Annotated in this window: 17 protein-coding genes; 10 read left to right on the top strand and 7 right to left on the bottom strand. The window is 57.4% G+C overall.

Features of this window, described 5'->3' with window-relative positions; all coding sequences use genetic code 11:
- Window positions 1-524: 524 nt before the first annotated feature.
- Together ACUW6V_RS15935 and ACUW6V_RS15930 are read right to left on the bottom strand one after the other, a co-directional pair.
- Window positions 525-692 carry a hypothetical protein gene (locus tag ACUW6V_RS15935; RefSeq protein ID WP_004385700.1) on the bottom strand — a complete coding sequence of 56 codons (168 nt, stop codon included), beginning with the start codon at window positions 690-692 and terminating at the stop codon, window positions 525-527.
- 117 nt (window positions 693-809) lie between these two features.
- Complete coding sequence (locus tag ACUW6V_RS15930) at window positions 810-1,565, bottom strand: DeoR/GlpR family DNA-binding transcription regulator (protein ID WP_012125543.1); 756 nt, start codon at window positions 1,563-1,565, stop codon at window positions 810-812.
- A gap of 83 nt (window positions 1,566-1,648) precedes the next feature.
- On the opposite strand from ACUW6V_RS15930, the gene ACUW6V_RS15925 reads away from it, so the two are divergent.
- Complete coding sequence (locus ACUW6V_RS15925) at window positions 1,649-2,233, top strand: NUDIX domain-containing protein (protein WP_032989122.1); 585 nt, start codon at window positions 1,649-1,651, stop codon at window positions 2,231-2,233.
- Window positions 2,234-2,243: 10 nt separating this feature from the next.
- Complete coding sequence (locus tag ACUW6V_RS15920; RefSeq protein ID WP_004385703.1) at window positions 2,244-2,603, top strand: NUDIX hydrolase; 360 nt, start codon at window positions 2,244-2,246, stop codon at window positions 2,601-2,603.
- Window positions 2,604-2,661: 58 nt separating this feature from the next.
- Here the strand turns inward: ACUW6V_RS15920 and ACUW6V_RS15915 are convergent, their stop codons facing one another.
- Window positions 2,662-3,879 carry an EAL and HDOD domain-containing protein gene (locus ACUW6V_RS15915; protein WP_054624338.1) on the bottom strand — a complete coding sequence of 406 codons (1,218 nt, stop codon included), beginning with the start codon at window positions 3,877-3,879 and terminating at the stop codon, window positions 2,662-2,664.
- Between the two features lie 294 nt (window positions 3,880-4,173).
- Window positions 4,174-5,193 carry a LacI family DNA-binding transcriptional regulator gene (locus tag ACUW6V_RS15910; RefSeq protein ID WP_105622897.1) on the bottom strand — a complete coding sequence of 340 codons (1,020 nt, stop codon included), beginning with the start codon at window positions 5,191-5,193 and terminating at the stop codon, window positions 4,174-4,176.
- 205 nt (window positions 5,194-5,398) lie between these two features.
- Here ACUW6V_RS15910 and ACUW6V_RS15905 point away from each other — a divergent pair, with 205 nt between their 5' ends.
- Together ACUW6V_RS15905 and ACUW6V_RS15900 are read left to right on the top strand one after the other, a co-directional pair.
- Window positions 5,399-6,502, top strand: a complete 1,104-nt coding sequence (locus ACUW6V_RS15905; RefSeq protein ID WP_454038597.1) for a cellulase family glycosylhydrolase — start codon at window positions 5,399-5,401, stop codon at window positions 6,500-6,502.
- Between the two features lie 44 nt (window positions 6,503-6,546).
- Window positions 6,547-7,899 carry an MFS transporter gene (locus ACUW6V_RS15900; protein ID WP_054624335.1) on the top strand — a complete coding sequence of 451 codons (1,353 nt, stop codon included), beginning with the start codon at window positions 6,547-6,549 and terminating at the stop codon, window positions 7,897-7,899.
- A 30-nt stretch (window positions 7,900-7,929) separates the two neighbouring features.
- On the opposite strand, the gene ACUW6V_RS15895 is transcribed toward ACUW6V_RS15900, so the two are convergent.
- Window positions 7,930-8,379: a hypothetical protein gene (locus ACUW6V_RS15895; RefSeq protein WP_088275939.1), complete on the bottom strand. Its 450-nt coding sequence runs from the start codon at window positions 8,377-8,379 to the stop codon at window positions 7,930-7,932.
- Between the two features lie 529 nt (window positions 8,380-8,908).
- Here ACUW6V_RS15895 and ACUW6V_RS15890 point away from each other — a divergent pair.
- From ACUW6V_RS15890 to ACUW6V_RS15875, 4 genes are all read left to right on the top strand, one after another.
- Window positions 8,909-9,532, top strand: a complete 624-nt coding sequence (locus ACUW6V_RS15890) for a carbonic anhydrase (RefSeq protein WP_454038596.1) — start codon at window positions 8,909-8,911, stop codon at window positions 9,530-9,532.
- A gap of 2 nt (window positions 9,533-9,534) precedes the next feature.
- Complete coding sequence (locus ACUW6V_RS15885) at window positions 9,535-10,998, top strand: SulP family inorganic anion transporter (protein WP_454038661.1); 1,464 nt, start codon at window positions 9,535-9,537, stop codon at window positions 10,996-10,998.
- A gap of 147 nt (window positions 10,999-11,145) precedes the next feature.
- The gene (locus ACUW6V_RS15880; RefSeq protein ID WP_454038595.1) at window positions 11,146-12,234 is read left to right on the top strand and encodes an AI-2E family transporter; all 1,089 of its coding nucleotides are present in this window, start codon (window positions 11,146-11,148) and stop codon (window positions 12,232-12,234) included.
- Between the two features lie 177 nt (window positions 12,235-12,411).
- Window positions 12,412-14,844, top strand: a complete 2,433-nt coding sequence (locus ACUW6V_RS15875) for a glucose/quinate/shikimate family membrane-bound PQQ-dependent dehydrogenase (RefSeq protein WP_454038594.1) — start codon at window positions 12,412-12,414, stop codon at window positions 14,842-14,844.
- 53 nt (window positions 14,845-14,897) lie between these two features.
- Here the strand turns inward: ACUW6V_RS15875 and ACUW6V_RS15870 are convergent, their stop codons facing one another.
- A complete protein-coding gene (locus tag ACUW6V_RS15870) occupies window positions 14,898-15,833 on the bottom strand; it encodes a LysR family transcriptional regulator (RefSeq protein WP_110869350.1) in 936 nt (311 codons plus the stop codon).
- 98 nt (window positions 15,834-15,931) lie between these two features.
- Here ACUW6V_RS15870 and ACUW6V_RS15865 point away from each other — a divergent pair, with 98 nt between their 5' ends.
- Both ACUW6V_RS15865 and ACUW6V_RS15860 read left to right on the top strand, forming a co-directional pair.
- Window positions 15,932-16,366 (top strand): DMT family transporter, encoded by a 435-nt coding sequence (locus ACUW6V_RS15865; protein ID WP_454038593.1) that lies wholly within the window; start codon window positions 15,932-15,934, stop codon window positions 16,364-16,366.
- 9 nt (window positions 16,367-16,375) lie between these two features.
- Entirely contained in the window at window positions 16,376-16,843 is a 468-nt protein-coding gene (locus tag ACUW6V_RS15860; RefSeq protein ID WP_104672424.1) for a DMT family transporter, read from the top strand.
- Here ACUW6V_RS15860 and ACUW6V_RS15855 read toward each other — a convergent pair.
- Complete coding sequence (locus tag ACUW6V_RS15855) at window positions 16,821-17,693, bottom strand: LysR family transcriptional regulator (RefSeq protein ID WP_454038592.1); 873 nt, start codon at window positions 17,691-17,693, stop codon at window positions 16,821-16,823. The two genes, ACUW6V_RS15860 and ACUW6V_RS15855, sit on opposite strands and share 23 nt — an antisense overlap.
- Window positions 17,694-17,707 lie beyond the last annotated feature (14 nt).

Here is a 17,707-nt window from a genome sequence, read left to right as displayed (position 1 = left end):
CAGGGATACAGCCTTCCTGCTACCTAATAATATGGAGGAAAAAAATAAACCCGTGCCGGTGAGGCTTTCGGTTTTAATTACAGCCGTTTCAGGATGTGAATAAAAAGTGGTCTTTCCATAAACGCTGAAACATTCCGTCGTATTATTCGACATTTCCTGACAACAACAGCGCCATGACGCTGTCATTAAAAAGATTATCCCACTAATAATAACAACCTTCATTAACGAAAATTCGTTCCGGCCATCAGATGAGTCTGCAACCAGAATCCTGCATTACCTTGTGTTTAAAGCAATTATTCACACAACACGGCGTTGAGCCGGGTGGTTTTAACCACAGTAATGAGGCTAAGCATCAGAGTGAGGCTTTTGCGCGCGGAAAGATAGCGTAATTTTGTAAAGAATGCGATGGAATTATGGAGGTAAGGTAAAAAGAAAGTTTTTAGGATTATTACTGTCGCTATTTACTTTTTAAACGAAATATTCCTTACCGCCGGGTATTATTTCCCGGCGCGCGTTGAGAGTGATTAAAAGTAGTGCTTTAAACCATAAATCGCCCAGTAAATCGCAGAGGCGCCCAGATAAATCCAGCACCCCCAGTACGCGAGCGGCTCGCGGTCACTTTTTGCCCTTGGTAAAAAGGCAAAAAGATAACTGGCCGCAGCGATAAGTGAAATGAAATAGAAAAACTTCATACTGCCCCTCCTGAAATTATCCGCATAACCGTTTTCATACGCGCATATTCTCAGGATAGACAGCTTTGGCCGATCATGCGCAGTTTCCGTCGGGTTCGTTCTGGTGCCACCGGCGGGCTACGCCCTGACAACCGTCACGCCCAGGTTTTCAAAAGGCGCGAGCAGGCTGTCAGCAGTATCGCCCTCGACAACCAGCGTGTTTACCAGCGACATATCGCCAATGCAGAACGCCGAGGCGGCGTTCAGCTTTTCACGCGACGCCATCACGACCGTTTCTGCGGCGCGGGAAGCCAGCGCGCGTTTGACGCACGCCTCTTCGTAATCGCCGGTGCTGAGGCCTGCTTCGGCGTGTACGCCGGTGACACCCAAAAAGAACAGGTCGGCGCGCAGATGGCTCATCGCTTCAATGGCCGCTGCGCCCACCGAGACTATGGAATGTTTAAACAGCCGCCCACCGATGAGGATCACCTCAATGCGCGGATGCTCCACCAGTTGCAGCGCGATGCCGGGGCTGTGGGTGATCACCGTAATGGCGAGGTCCGGCGGCAGGCATTTCACCAGCTCGCCGGTCGTAGTGCCGCCGTCGAGCATCACGATCTGCCCCGGCTCAATCAGCGCGGCGGCGCGGCGCGCGACCGCCCGCTTGGAGTCTATCGAAAGCTGGCTGCGCCCGGCGTAATCCACCACCGCCGCCGAAGCGGGCAACGCCCCGCCGTGGACGCGTTGCAGGCGGCCTTCGGCAGAAAGCTCGCGCAGATCGCGGCGGATCGTATCTTCGGAGACGTTAAACCACTCGCTGAGCGCGCGGGACTGCACCTGCCCTTCCGCCGCCAGCTTTTCCAGAATGAGCTTCTTACGTTGTGACGTCAGCATACCGGTTTCCTGTTGCACGAATTTTCTTGACCATGCACGAACATGCACGTTATGTTGCCAATCCTACCTGTGGAGACGTCATCATGCCATCTGTTCGTGAAAAAGTACGCATTGTCGAAACGCAAACCCTGTCTGACGACTGGTATGTGCTGAAAAAATATACCTTTGATTACCAGCGCCGAGACGGCCAGTGGCAGCGCCAGAGCCGCGAAGCCTACGACCGCGGCAACGGCGCGACGATTCTGCTCTATAACCGCGCCGAGCGCTGCGTCATTCTCACCCGCCAGTTCCGCCTGCCGGTCTTTCTTAACGGCTACGACAACGTACTGACCGAAACGGCGGCGGGCCTGCTGGATGAAGCGGAACCGGAAGTGCGTATTCGGGCCGAAGCCGAAGAAGAGACCGGTTATCTGGTGGATAACGTCGAGAAAGTGTTTGAAGCCTATATGAGCCCCGGCTCCGTCACCGAAAAACTCTATTTCTTCATCGGCGAATACGATCCGGCGCGGCGGCGCGGCGCGGGCGGCGGCGTCGCGCAAGAAGGCGAAGATATCGAAGTGGTCAAAATGCCCATCGATGACGCCCTGCGCGCAGTGCGTGACGGCGAGATTGTCGATGCCAAAACCATCATGCTGCTGCAGTACGCGGCGCTGAACGCGATAGTGTAAGGAGAAAACCATGAGCAAAATGATCCTGGTCGCGGGCCCGTGGCGCAGCGGCACCAACGGCGATGAAACCCTGATGCGCCAGAACCTGGCGCGGCTTGAGCAGGCGGCGCTCGCCCTGTTTGAGCGCGGCCACGTGCCGGTGATTGGCGAATGGCTTGCGCTGCCGCTCGCCCAGGCCGCGGGCAGCGAAAAGCCGGGCGATGCGATAAGTGAGCGTTTTTTATACCCGGTCGCGCACCGTCTGGTGGCGAAATGCGATGCGGTGCTGCGTCTGCCGGGCGCGTCCTCGGGGGCTGACCGTGATGTGGAAATCGCCCGCGAGCACGGGCTTGAGGTTTACTTTTCGCTGGCGGACGTGCCGCAGGGATAATGCACGATATTGCACATCTGGCACCACAACCGGGCAAAAACCGGCAGCGGTGCCAGCGTTAGATTATCCGATCGCCCCACTCCACCGCATCGAGGAAGAGTTTCGTCACCTGCGCTTCGCTCAAATTAAGCTGCTTCATGCCCTGCGAAACCCCCTGCCAGTGGTTCTGCTCATAGCCTTCATAAAGATTCAGCAGCGCGCCGAGCGTGCCACCGCGGTTTAAGAGCGCCTCGCGCACCACCGCAGGCACGGTGATTTGCTCAATCAGTACCGCCATCGGTACGCCGAGGATAATATCCAGCCGCGAAAACAGCCCGGCAATAAAGGCATCGTTTTCATTAATATCGGCCCCCGTGTGCGCCACGGCTTTTTCACAGAAGCGCCCGCAGGCGAGGCTGTAATTAAACAGCTCCGTCACGGCCGGTTCGCTGCTGTGAGTGACCGCCAGTATCGCGATAAACCGGCGCAGCTCGCTTAAGCCTAAGAAATAGAGAATATTGCGAAACGGCAGCACATCCGCGTTGGCGTGGTGATTTATCTTATATTTGATGTTATTAACATAGCGCATCAACTTATACGTAATCGCCACATCACGGCTGATCAACTCTTCTATTTTGCGCATATCCGGGTCAGCCGAGACCACTTCATTGAGCAGTTGCAGAATAAACATCTGCTGCTCCGGCAGTTTTCGGGTTTTAATCATTTCCGGCTCGCCATAAAAATAGCCCTGGAAACGCTGGAACCCCATCTCTTTGTAGAGCGTAAACTGCTCGCGAGTTTCAACTTTTTCCGCCAGTAATTTCCGCTGGCTGATATTATTCGCGCGGATAAAGGCGGCAATTTCCTGTGGTGTTGACGCCTGAATATCGAACTTAATGACCGTCACATAGGGCAGGAAATTGGCCCACGCGTCGCTAAGGCGAAAGTTATCCAGCGCGAAACGAAACCCTTTGTAGTACATCTCCCGCACCATTTTTAACAGCTCAGGTTCCGGGGCCGCATTCTGGTGAATTTCGATGACGACTTTTTCCGCCGGCAGCGTTTGCGCCAGGCCGTTGACGATCATCTCATGCGGAAAATTAATATACGACGTATGTTGCCCCACCAGGCGCTGCAGCGGGGTGACAAGGAACTGCTCCGCCAGCAGATGGTTGGTGGCGTATTCTTCCGTCACCAGCGGAAACGTATTAGACAGTCCATTGCGATAAAGCAGCTCATACGCGACAGTATTTAGCGCGGCGTCAAAGATGGGCTGCCTGGCGATAAAGGAATACATATTCACCTCCAGTCTGGTATTTACGTAGCATCCCTGGCGAAAACGCAGTTTACGCTGAACCTCACGGCACGCAGACATTTTTAGCGCGGATTTTATGAAAAATTATGATGATGGTTAAGTTTTATCTTATTCAGGGATTCTGGTCAGCGCAGTGAGCGGCAGATATCGCCGCTTTTTCATTCAATTTGCCAAAATAATCGGTTACTTTCGCTACGATCTTTTTTAGTGGTAATAAACTTTTATTTTTATTTCTTAAAAAAATGCGCTGAGAACCCGCGAAATTTAAGCGGGTTGTTATTTTTCGGCGTCTGTGCGTGATGTTGAGCGCCGCACACGTAACTGCCCGGTCAGCGTCACATGAGCGATAGCGTCCTCGCCATTACACAGATATTCCACCGCCATTCGTCCCAGCTCGCTGTAAGGCAACTGAATACTGGTAAGCGCTGGCGTGAGCTGTTCAGAGATTTTCTGATCGTCATAACCCGCTACCCATATATCGTCCGGAATACGCACGCCATAGGTCGCCAGAGCCTGATAACAACCGATAGCCAGCCAGTCGCTGGCGCAGAAGATGGCATCGGGACGCGGCGTCAGCGCAAGCAGTGCCTGTGTGGCCTGAAAGGATTCGCTGAATTGCCAGTTGGTTTGCAGGATAAGCGCGGATTCCGGCGCGATATCCGCCTCTTTCAGCGCCGCCAGATAGCCCGCCAGCCGCTGTCTGGTCGCCTCCATCCACTCTTCGCCGGTGATATGCGCGATGCGTCTCGCGCCCTGGGCGATGAGATGGCGGGTAAGCAAAAACGCGTTAGCGTAGTCGTCTGGCACGAATGAAGGCACCTGCGGCGAATGCGGCGCGCTCTGGTTCAACAGTACCAGTGGCAGCGATGTGCACTCATGAAACGGCGTCATATCAATCACCGTTGTCACCGGTGAAGCCAGAATGACCCCGACGCAGTTACGCTTTTCAAGCTGGCGAATGATATTGCGCGCCAGCTCTTCATCATCGCCGTAGTCGTAAACCGTCAGTAGCACCTGATTGCGCCATGCCGCCTCGCGCGCCTGACTGATGGCATCAATAAAGGGATCGAAGCTTTGCAGAGAGCTTATCAGGAGCGCGATTTCCTCCTGGTTACGCGGCGAATGAATCGCCGGAATGCGGTCATAGCCCAGCTCGGCCGCCACCGCCATCACTCGCTGGCGCGTCTCATCGCTGAGCTTAATATTGCGCGACTGGTTAATCACCAGCGATACCGTCGCCTGGGAGACTCCCGCCGCTCGCGCGATATCGTTCATCGTCACTTTATTTTTTCGCATCGTTCTTTTCCCGCGCCGTCGTGAGCCCAGCATCATAACCTGACATTCCCTGCTGCGGACAACAAGCTGCGTGGCGTGTCACGTTTTTTGTCGAACCGCATGGGAAGTTTGTGACTGTTTTCACCTTTCTCCACCCTGCCATTTGCTGGTTTATCACGCAACTAATATTTATTAGTTAATTATTATTAATTAATGGGAGTGATGAATGAAAGAGCAGTGGAGTCAGGCGCAGGCGCAGGCGTGGTATCAGGAGCAAGGTTGGCTGTGCGGATTTAACTACCTTCCTTCAACGGCGGTGAACTGGACGGATATCTGGCAGGCGGAAACGTTCGATGAGCCAACCATAGACCGCGAACTGAGCTGGGCGGCGCAAGCAGGTTACAACACGCTGCGTATCAACCTGCCGTTTATCGTCTGGGAACACGATCGGGACGGGCTTATGGCGCGGATCGATCGGTTTCTGGCTATCGCTGACGGGCACGGTTTTCGCACTATGCTGACGCTCATGGACGACTGCGGCTTCTCAGGCGATGAGCCTTACCTTGGCCCGCAAAAGCCGCCTGTGCCAGGTAAACACAACAGCCAGGCCGCGGCGAGCCCCGGACGCGCTAAAGTGTGCGATAAAAGCAGCTGGCCGCAGGTTGAGCGTTATGTGCGCGATGTTGTCTGCCAGTTTGGCCGCGATCCGCGCGTGTTGCTGTGGGATCTCTATAACGAGCCTGGCAACCGCGGTATTTTCTCAAGCGGCACCGAAGAAGTGCTGTATGACGAAAAACTGGAGCGCTTTGCCATGGCGCTGATGCAGCAGGCGTTTATCTGGGCGCGTGAAGAGGATCCGATACAGCCGCTGACGGTCTGCGCCTGGCATCTGCCCGCGGAAGAAGCTAACGAGCGCTACTTCACTCACCCCATCGACCAGGCGGCGCTCGCGCTCTCGGATGTTATCAGTTTTCATGCCTATACCCACACCGCACGCATGGTGGCGATTATCCATCAGCTTCAGCAACTCGGCCGCCCGCTGTTTTGCACAGAATGGCTGGCGCGTCACGTCGGCAGCACGATGGAAGAACAGTTACCGCTGATGCATGCGGCCAACGTGGCGCCCTATCAATGGGGTTTAGTGCGTGGCAAAACCCAGACCTGGCTGCCCTGGCCGGTGGTGATGAAAAACAGCCCCGACTACTGCCGTCTCTGGTTTCACGATGTCTTTGAAGAAAACGGCATTCCTTTTTCACGGGCGGAAATCGAGCTGGTACGCAAATTAAGCAAAATCGGCCTTCATCCGGTCCTTTCATCAACCTCTGTATAAGCGTATTTGCCCGACACTCATGGTCGGGCATCAAGGTGGACACTATGGCAAACGCAATGAAAATCCCGTCGCGCGAACTCTGGTCTTATTTTGGCTACGGATTAGGGCAGTGCTTCAGCTTCGGGCTGGTGGGATCGTTTATTAACTATTTTTATACAGACGTGCTGGGGATCTCCGCCCTCGCGGCGAGTACGATTTTTCTCATCGCACGCGCCTGGGATGCGATTCACGATCCGTTGTTTGCCAGCATCATGGACACCATTAACAGCCGCTTCGGGCAGTTCCGTCATTTCCTGTTAATTGCGCCGCTGCTTATTACTGGCGTTACGTTGCTGTCGTTTTATAAAATTGACGCAGACATGACGACCAAAATTATTTACGCCGGTGTGACCTATATCCTCTGGGGCACGCTGTATGCTATTTCGGATATTCCGTTCTGGTCGATGTCGTCGGTCATGACCAATGATTCCGTCCAGCGTACCCGCGCCGTTACCGCCGCCATGTTGGGCGTCAACGCCGGTATCGCCTGCGCCAGTATTTTCTTCCCTCGTCTCGCCGCTTTTTTCGCACAGTACAGTAACGATAAAGGCTATTTTATGGGGGCCCTGGTCATGATGCTGATAGGCCTTCCACTGATGATCAACGGCTTTATGCAGGTTAAAGAACGCGTGCCACCCAGCCCGGAAAAAGTGACGATCCGCGATACGTTTCGTAATTTACGCCACAATAAGCCGCTGTTTATTATTCTGATGTCGTTCTTTTTCTGCGTATTTCATAACGTCGCGAACGGCATCTATATTTACTTCTTTATTTATAATCTGGGCGATGCGGGATTACAGACCGTTATCGGCGTGCTTGGCATTGTCGCCGCCATCGTCTGTCTGACCGCGCCGCTGCTGACGCGACGGATGCAGAAACGGCGTCTGTTTATGATCCTCTGTGGGCTGGATATCGCCGTACGCGCCATATTGTGGTTTGCGGGTTTTGAGCATACGGTTCTGCTGTTTGTGCTGCTGGGGTTAAGTAACATCTTTGTGATGATGACGAATATTCTCACCTCGTCAATGATCGCCGATACCATAGAATATGCTGAATACCATACCCACCGTCGCTGTGCGGCAATCACCTTCTCCGGGCAAACCTTTACCGGCAAGATGTCCGTCGCGGTTGGTGGCGGCCTTATCGGCGTGTTCCTGACGTTTATCGGCTATGTGCCCCAGGCGCACAACCAGACACCAGAAGTCCTGAACGGGCTGTTCTTCGGTGTCTGTCTGCTGCCAGCCATCGGCTCGCTGATTCGTTTACTGTTTATGTCGCGCTTTACCTTTACTGAAGAGAAACACGCCGAGATCTGCCGTCTGTTGGCAGCGCGTCGCGAGGCGCAAATGGCGAAATAACCGCACAGCCTGCGCCGCCGCGCGGGCTGTCTATAACCCCATCCGAAAGCACATCGCCCAGAGCATGTAGATACCGCCCGTGAGAAGGAGCACCCGGTAGCCCCAGACGACAGCGGACTGATGGCGCATAAACGCGCGCAGCGGCTGGCGGTGCAGATTCGCCGCATTATATTTTTGATGGAAGCCGGCCATTTTCGCGACACCACGCTCGACCAGCGCCGCGAAAAAGTTAATCATTAACACCACAATGACCGCCATATAGCCTTTGATAAACCACAGCCCCGCGGTGCGATATTCACCCGGCAAAAAATGGCCCGATTTTTTTAACTGAATGGCGGCGATACTGAGCGCCACATGGACGCCGAGCAGAATAAGAAAGTGCTTACTCACCGTTTTAAACGGTTTTCTGAGCGTCACAAACCAGAAATAGGCCAGCAGCATTGCGGATGATATCAGCCAGAGGAGGAGATTCCCTGCCATCGGTATTGTCCCTGTTTCACCGTAATTCATCTGTCTACCTTCGCATATTCACCGCGTGATGTCATGGAAGCGTAAGACCAGTCACTCCACGGCGACTCATGAGAAAAAATGTTTTCGGCCGTTTAAATATAAGCAAATGTGATTATTCGGAGTGCTCACTTTGCCGGGATAAAAAAGAGCGGGTCATCGTCAGCGTGCGCCATAACGTTTATGAGAAGATCATTACGCCTCTTTATTGCTATCCGATTTAAAACAATGTGTTACCAGTGACAATTATCATCTCGCTCATCATTTCTCGCTTTATTACCTTTCTGTTTCTGTTATAGCCACTCGCATTTTCTTACCCATTATTTTTAAAACTTTACAAAGCTGATAAACCTTTAAACTTTAATTTATCTTATAGGATTTTCCTGAGGCATAAATATCGCCGAAGAGTGCTACTTATTAATTTCGTCGTAACGAGTCCACGGAGAATGCCTTTACCGGCAGTCAATATTTGGCTCGTTGGATCCCTCATGGAGACCGCATTTTGACCACCTTAAAACCTCTTCTGGCCAAAAACCGTAGCTGGGCGCAACAGCGTCTTCAACGGGACCCGGATTACTTTGGCAAACACCTTGACCAGCAGCAGCCGCACTCGCTATGGATTGGCTGCTCCGACAGCCGCGTTCCGGCAGAGGTGCTGACAGGCTCCCACCCTGGCGAGCTGTTCGTGCATCGCAATATCGCCAATATGATTGACCCCGACGACGACAATTTTATGAGCGTGCTGCAATACGCGCTCCATTACCTGAAGGTGAAACGCATCGTGGTGTGCGGCCATTACGGCTGCGGCGGCGTGCAGGCGGCGCTGACGCTGCCGCAGATGTCGCTCGCGCAGGAGTCCTCATCGCTCGCGCGGCGCATCAGCCACCTGCGCGAGGCGCTCTCGGAGCATATCGCCGGGCGCGACACGTCGCCGCCGGATGCGCAAACCCTAAATCAACTGGTGGAAGCCAACGTCATCGCGCAGTTTAACCGCCTGGTGCAGACCCGCACGGTGCGCAATATCTGGCGCAGCGGCCAGGAGCTGAATGTTTACGGCTGCGTCTATGACCTGGCGTCCGGCCACCTTGAAATGCTGACGGAACAAACCGGGGAGGAAGCCGTATGAATATGAATACGCTGCGCCAGGATAGCCTGGCGGGGGTGGTTGTCTTTCTCGTGGCGCTGCCGCTCTGCCTCGGCATCGCCCAGGCGAGCGGCCTGCCGCCCTTTGTCGGCCTGCTGACGGGTATTATCGGCGGGCTGCTGGTCACGGCCTTAAGCCCGTCGCGCTTCGCGGTCAGCGGCCCGGCCGCGGGTCTCGTGACCATTGTGGTGGCCTCCATTGAAACGCTCGGCTCGTTTTCCGCGTTTCTGCTGGCGCTGGTGCTGGCGGGCGTTCTGCAAATCGTGCTCGGGCTTATCCGCGCCGGGCGGTTTATTTCGCTGGTGCCGGGCAGCGTCATTAAAGGGATGCTGGCGGCGATCGGCCTGCTGCTGATTATGCAGCAGATCCCGGTGGCGCTGGGTTCGGCCGATGAAAACAGCCTGCTGGCGGTCTTTCGCGAGGGCTTCACGTTTTCACCGGTTTCTATTGCGGTGGCCGCCGCCGGGCTGCTGCTGATGGCGCTCTGGGGCTCGCCCGCCATCCGGCGCGTGAAAAGCCTCGCGTGGATGCCCGGCCCGCTGGTGGCGGTGCTGGTGGGCTGCGTCACGACGCTCGCGCTAAGCCGCATGTCGCCCGCCCAGCTTGAACGCCTGCCGCTTATCACGCTGCCGGAGTTCGCAAGCCTGAGCGCGCTGGTCTCTGAGCTGGAATCGCCCGCCTGGCAGGCGTTTACCAATCCGTCGGTCTATATCGTCGCCGTCACGCTGGCGCTGGTGGCGAGCCTGGAAACGCTGCTGAGCCAGGAGGCGCTGAAAAAGCTGCGCCCGCAAAACCCGCCGCCGTCGCCGAACCGTGAAATGCTGGCGCAGGGCGCGGGCAATCTGCTGGCCGGTCTCGTGGGTGCGATGCCGATCACGGCGGTGATTGTGCGCAGCTCCGTCAATGTCAGCACCGGCGCGCAGACTAAACTGTCGATTTTCATTCACGGCGCGCTGCTGCTTATCTGCGTGCTGTGGTTTCGCGAGGTGTTGATGACCATTCCGCTGGCGAGCCTCGCGGCGGTGCTGCTCTACACCGGCTATAAACTCGCCACGCCGCGCCTGTTCGTCGAGCAGTTCCGCGCGGGCGCGCAGCAATACGTGCCGTTTCTCGCCACCATTATCGGGATTATCGCGTTTGGTATGCTCGCCGGGATCGGCATCGGGCTGGTGGCCCAGATAGCGCTGAGCCTGTGGCACAGCCATCGCAACGCACTGCAACTGGCGCGCTATGACGATCACTATGTGCTGCGCATCCACCAGAACCTGACGTTTATGCATAACCCGCGCTTACAGGCGCTGCTGGATAAAATCCCGGAGAAGAGCGTGGTGATTGCCGAGCATGACAACGCCGACTATTTCGACCCGGATGTGAAAGCCGTCCTGAGCGACTTTGCGCAGAATGCGCCGCAGCGCGGCATCCGCCTCACGCAGTGGCCGGTGACCTGACCCTGCCGGGGGCCTTTTTGCCGGCCCCCGCCCTTCCTCTTCGCCACTTTTTACGCCCTTCAGCTACGTTTATAAGACTCTCCGGGATGAAGCCGATGCCGCGACGCTGTAGTATCCGGCTGCTTTTAATGACAATAAGGACGCATCATGAACTCGAAAGAGATGTCCAGGGCCTTTTTTATCCTGATCCTGTTTATCGTTTCGATCCTCTTTTTTAACCTGGTAAAACCGTATCTCTCCGCCGTGCTGTGGGCGGTGATCCTGGCCGTCATCTTCTATCCGATAAAGCGCAGGCTTTGCCACATGATGAACGGGCGCAACAACATCGCCTCGCTTTTGACCGTGGTGCTTATCTGCCTGCTGGTCTTCGTGCCGCTGGCCGTGGTGGCGTCGTCACTGGTGAGCGAGTTCAACGCCGTTTACAGCGATTTGCAGGCCAATAACACCACGCTTCCCACGCTGCTGGCCGATGTGGTGCGTATCCTGCCGGACTGGGCGCAACGGATGCTGGCGGAAAACCAGCTCGATAACGCGGCCGCCATTCAGCAGAAAATCTCCGGCGTGGCGCTCAAGGGCAGCCAGTATGTGGCGGGCAGTATTTTCCTTATCAGCCGCAACACGTTCAGCGTGGTGATTGGCTTCGGCATCATGCTTTACCTGCTGTTTTTCCTGCTGAAGGATGGCTCACGGCTGGTATCGGTGGTGCTGAGCGCGGTGCCGCTCTCGGATAAAGTCAAACAGCGGCTGTTCCGCCGCTTTGCCGCCGTGGCGCGCGCCACCGTGAAAGGCACCGTCGTGGTGGCGGTGGTCCAGGGCATTCTGGGCGGCGTGGCGTTTTACTTCGCGGGGATAGGCGCGAGCATTCTCTGGGGCTCGCTGATGGCATTTCTGTCACTGGTGCCTGCAGTCGGCGCCGCGCTTATCTGGGTGCCGGCGGTGATTTATCTTTTCACCACCGGGGCGATTATTAAAGCCGTTCTGCTGACCGCCTTTTTCGTGGTGGTGGTGGGCCTTGCCGATAACCTGCTGCGCCCGCTGCTGGTGGGTAAAGATATCCGTATGCCCGACTGGCTGATTCTGCTCTCGACACTCGGCGGGCTGGAAGTCTACGGCATTAACGGCTTTGTGGTCGGCCCGCTTATCGCCGCGCTTTTTGTTACCTGCTGGAACACGTTCTCCGCAGGGCCAGGACGCACGCGCGCGTTGCCTGAAAAAAGTGAGGATGAAACCGCCTGAACAGTTTGAAAAAAGTGCGGTTTAGAACACCGGGGCGGCATTAACGCCCCCATTCAAAACTGTCTAATGTTACACTCGAAAGGCTTTTTTGTGCGAATTTTACGCATCATATATTCTGTATGATGCGTTTTAATACCCGCCACGCGCGGGTTTGCATCTTTTCGGGAGAGTAATGGTATGACGGAAAACAAGACCGGCAGCTCGAAGGGGCTGACCATCTGGTCTGTATTACTGGGGCTGGTGCTGCTTGCTATCGGCCTCTTTTTTGTTATCGGCGGCGGCAAGCTGGTGTCGCTTGGCGGTAGCGCCTACTTTCTGATTGCCGGGGTAGTCACACTGCTGTCGGCCATTCAGTTTTTGCGCCGTCGCGCCTCCGCCGTGCCGCTGTTTATTCTGGTGTTTGTCGGCACGCTTATCTGGGCGCTGTATGACACGGGCCTGTCGTTCTGGGGGCTGGTGTCGCGCCTGATGGTGCCTGCGGGTATGATGCTGCTGGCGTTTCTCACCTGGCCTTCTCTACGCCGTCGCGAAGGCAAAGCGCCGCTGGCAAAACTTTCTTACGCGTTCAGCGCCGTTATTGCCCTCGGCATGGTGGTGACGCTTATCCAGATGTTCCAGCCGCACCCGACTGTCGCGTTTAAAGGCGATCCGCTGCCGCTAAAACCGGTCGATAAAGACAACGCGCAAAAAGACTGGGCGAATTACGGCAATACGCCGGGCGGCAGCCGCTTCGTCGCGCTGGATCAGATTAACCGCGATAACGTTAAAGATTTGAAAGTCGCCTGGACGTTCCACACCGGCGATATTCCCGACAGCCCGACCGGCAACGGCGCGGAAGATCAGCAGACGCCGCTGCAAATCGGCAATACGCTTTATCTCTGCACGCCGCACAACAACGTCATTGCGGTAGAGGCAGACAGCGGTAAGCAGATCTGGAAGCGCGAAATCAACGCTAAAGCGGAAGTCTGGAACCGCTGCCGTGGCCTTGCGTATTTCGACGCGACTAAACCTGTCGTGCAACCCACCCTGCCGGGTGCCACACCGGTGCCAGCGCCTTCGCTTGCCGCGGGTGCCGCCTGCCAGCGTCGCATTCTGATGAATACCATCGACGCGCGCCTGATTGCGCTTAATGCCGATAACGGCGAATTCTGCGAAGGCTTCGGTAATCACGGCGTGGTGGATCTGAAAGCGGGGCTTGGCGAGGCGCAGGACCCGAAATATCAGCTCACCTCCGCCCCGACGATAGCCGGGACGACGGTGGTTGTCGGCGGCCGCGTGGCCGATAACGTGCAGACTGATATGCCAGGCGGCGTACTGCGCGGTTTTGATGTGATCACAGGCGAGATGCGCTGGGCGTTCGATCCGGGTAACGAGGATCCGAACGCCCGCCTGCAACCGGGCCAGCACTATGCGCGCAGCACGCCGAACTCGTGGGCGCCGATGTCATACGATCCGGCGATGAACACCGTGTTTATCCCGATGGGCAGCTCCTCGGTGGATCTGTGGGGCGCGAACCGCACGCCGCTCGATCACAAATATGGCGCGTCGGTGCTGGCGCTGGACGCCACCACCGGCAAAGAGAAATGGGTGTATCAGACCGTCCATAACGATCTGTGGGATTTCGACATCCCGATGCAACCGAGCCTGGTGGATTTCCCGCAAAAAGACGGTAAAACCACGCCGGCCGTGGTGTTCGGCACCAAAGCGGGGCAGATTTTCGTTCTCGATCGCCTGACCGGCAAGCCGCTGACAGAAGTCAAAGAGCTGCCCATGAAGCCTGGCGATATCCCGAATGAGCAGTACACCAAAACGCAGCCGCATTCGGTCGGTATGCCGCAGATTGGCGCGCAGACCCTGACGGAATCAGATATGTGGGGTGCGACGCCGTTCGATCAGCTCGCCTGCCGCATCGCCTTCAAAGGTATGCGTTACGACGGCCTGTTTACCGTGCCTGGCACCGATAAATCCCTGAGCTTCCCCGGATCGCTCGGCGGGATGAACTGGGGCAGCCTCTCCACCGACCCGAATAATCATTACCTCTTCGTCAACGACATGCGTCTTGGCCTGTGGGTGCAGATGATCCCGGCGAATACCGACGCCATCGATCGCGGCAGCAACGGCGGCGAGGCGATCAATACCGGCATGGGCGCGGTGCCGCTCAAAGGCACCCCGTACGCGGTAAATAAAAACCGCTTTATGTCGCCGCTCGGCATCCCATGCCAGGCACCGCCGTTTGGCACGCTCTCGGCTATCGACCTGAAAACGCAGAAAATCGTCTGGCAGGTGCCGGTCGGCACCGTGCAGGATACCGGCCCGTTCGGGATCAAAATGCGCGCGCCAATGCCGGTGGGCATGCCGACGCTTGGCGGTACGCTGGCGACGCAGGGCGGACTGGTGTTTATCGCCGGTACTCAGGATTACTACCTGCGCGCCTTTGATTCCTCGACCGGTAAAGAGGTGTGGAAAGCGCGTCTGCCGGTCGGCAGCCAGGGCGGCCCGATGAGCTACGTTTCGCCGAAAACCGGCAAACAGTATGTGCTTATCTCCGCAGGCGGCGCTCGCCAGTCGCCGGATCGCGGGGATTACGTGATTGCCTACGCGCTGCCGTAACCGCGCGTAAACATCAAAAGGCCGCCCCGCGCGGCCTTTTTTATGGGCGCGAGTCAGTCGCGTTGCCAGTAGACCGGCGAGCCGAAGACCTCCACAAAATAGTCGATCGCCGCGCGCACGTTGAGCGGCGGGTGACGCGCGTTCGGGTAGATGGCCGCGATATGCTGCGCCTCGGTGTTGATCGCCGCCTCATACTCCGGCAGCACTTTCACCAGTTTCCCCTGCGCCAGCCACTCGCCTGTCATCCAGTCCGGGAACAGCACCAGCCCCATGCCGTCGAGCGCGGCGGTCAGCAGCGAATGGGCGTTGTTTGACACCAGCCGCGCGTTCACCGGGTAATGCACCCACGGCTCGCCGGGTTTGCGCGCCAGCCAGCGGTTCGGCCCCGAGGAGCCGCTGTACACCAGACACTGGTGCGTGTGAAACGCTTCGGGCGAGGCGGGCGCGCCGTAACGCGCCAGATAGCGCGGCGCGGCGGCGAAGTAGTAGCGCTGCTCGCAGAACACGCGGGCGTGAAAACTCGAATCGGTGAGCGTGCCGATACGCACGATAAGATCGGTGGCGTCGCGGTGCGGGTCGACGTAATCGTCCGTCTGGGTTAATGCCAGTTGCAGGCGCGGGTAGCGTTCCGCAAGCCCGGTCAGCCAGGGCGCGATATGCCGCTGCCCGAAGAACACCGGCGCGTTGATGCGAAGCAGCCCGGACGGCTCAAGCGAGCGGTCCTGAAGCTCGCGCCGCGCCTCGCTGAACTGCTCGGTAATGCCGCGCGCGTACTGCGCGAATAGCCGCCCTGCTTCGGTTGGGATCACCGCGCGGGTGTTGCGGTAGAAAAGCTGCTGGCCGAGCGCCTCTTCAAGCTGGCGGACGGTGCGCGAAATCATCGACGCCGATACGCCCTCCCGGCGCGCCACCGCCGAAAAACTCTGTCCGTCAAAGACGCTGATAAAAAGCTGAAGTGCGCGGATATTCACCGCCCCGCTCTCGTTCATCTGTGCGATTCCTGCAAAGGTGTTTCGTCGATCGTAGCGTTTTTTAACGCACCGCGCTCCACTACACTGCGCCGCTTGGCATTTTTTTAAGGATTATCATGCAGCTTTTATTAATAGCGCTCGTGATTGCGGGCGGGATGGGGCTTTCGGTTGAGGCGGGCCTGCTGGGGCCCCTTGGCGGTGAAGTCGGCGATTTCTGGGCGGCGTTCAGCATTTTCGGCGTCGGCGCGGCGCTTACCTTTCTGCTGATGCTGTTTTACAGCCCGCGCAATGGCCCGTCGTTTTTCGCTCAGCCCGGCTGGCAGCTTACCGGCGGCCTGCTCGGCGCGGGGTATGTGGTCATTCTTACCGTCGCCACGCCGGTTATCGGCATCGCCATGACCATGATTGGCATTCTGGCAGGGCAGGTTTTCAAGAGTCTGATTATCGACCATTTCGGGCTGTTCGGCGTTGAGCGCCGCCCGATAGATAAACTGCGCCTGCTTGCGCTGGTGTTTATTCTCGCCGCCCTGGCGCTGGTCGCGCAAAGCTAAGGAACCATAATGACGACAATCATGATTATTCTCGCGATTCTTGGTGGCGCGCTGCTGAGTATTCAGGCGGCGATTAACGGCCAGCTCGGCGGCAAAGTCGGCGTGTTCCGCTGCGCCTTTCTGACATTCTCGGTGGGGGCGCTGGTCTGCGCGCTGCTGATTTTCTTTTTTGAGCCGCCGCATGCGACATCGCTTCTGGACGTGCCGAAGTGGCAGCTCACCGGCGCGCTGTGCGGCGTGCCGTATATCGTGATTATGGTGCTGGCGGTGCAGCGCATCGGCACCGCGGTCGCGACGGTGGCGGTGATTTTCGGCCAGCTCGCCATGAGTATGCTTATCGATAATTTCGGCTGGCTCGGCAACGCGGCTATCCCGTTCTCGCTAAGCCGTCTTGGCGCGGTGCTCTGTCTCGCCGTCGCGCTGGCGCTGATTTATCTTGGCAACCGGCGCACCGCTACGCCTCGCGCAGACGGCTGAACAGGGCTATCAGCGTGCTGACGGCGGCATCCGGCACCTGTAAATCTTTTTTCACCATCAGATGCAGCGGTGTTGCGCGCCGCGCGCCGTGAGCGAGCGGCAGCGCGCGCAGCAGCCCCTGCGAGAGCGGCCCGGCGATCCGCGCCTCCGGCAGCCAGCCGTACCCCACCTGATGCATCACCGCTTCGATAGCCGCATCCACCGTTGAGAAAACCCACTGCTCCGGCGCGCCGCCGGGGCTTTTGGTTTGCCCGCCCGCAAGCCGGATGCGGGCGAAGCGTCCGAGCGCCTCTTCACCAATCGGCCCCGGCATCTGCGCCAGCGGATGATCGCGGTGCGCCACCGCCACAAAATTCACGTTCATCAGCCATTCGCCGCGCCCGAGGCTGTCTTCACGGCGCGAGAGCACCAGCAGATCGGCGCTGGAATGCGCGGCGATAACGTCGCTCTGGCTCTCCAGCACTTCAGTCAGTTGCACCTGCGTGGACGGATGCTGGCGCTGAAACTCGCGCAGGATAGCAAACAGCGTCTCGCGCGGAAAAATGTTGTCCACCACCAGATCGATGCGGGTGCGCACGCCGTCGCGAAGCGTCGCGGCATGCGCCTCCACCCAGCTAAAGGCGCTGAGCAGCGGGCGCACCTGCGCCAGCAGCAGTTCGCCTGCGGGCGTCAGCACCGCGCGGCGGCCCTGGGTTTCGAGCAGCGCCACGCCGATCCGCTCCTGTAGCAGCGCCAGGTTGTAACTCACCGACGACTGGCTGCGGTGCGTGCTTTCCGCCGCACGGGCGAAGCTGCCTTCCTCGACCACTTTGTCCAGTAAAGCCCATTGTTCCAGCGTTGTTTTATGCATAACTCATCGAAATT

This window comes from Cronobacter sp. 153480017-3 (assembly GCF_053627815.1).
This window is presented reverse-complemented; position numbering and strand designations above follow the sequence as displayed.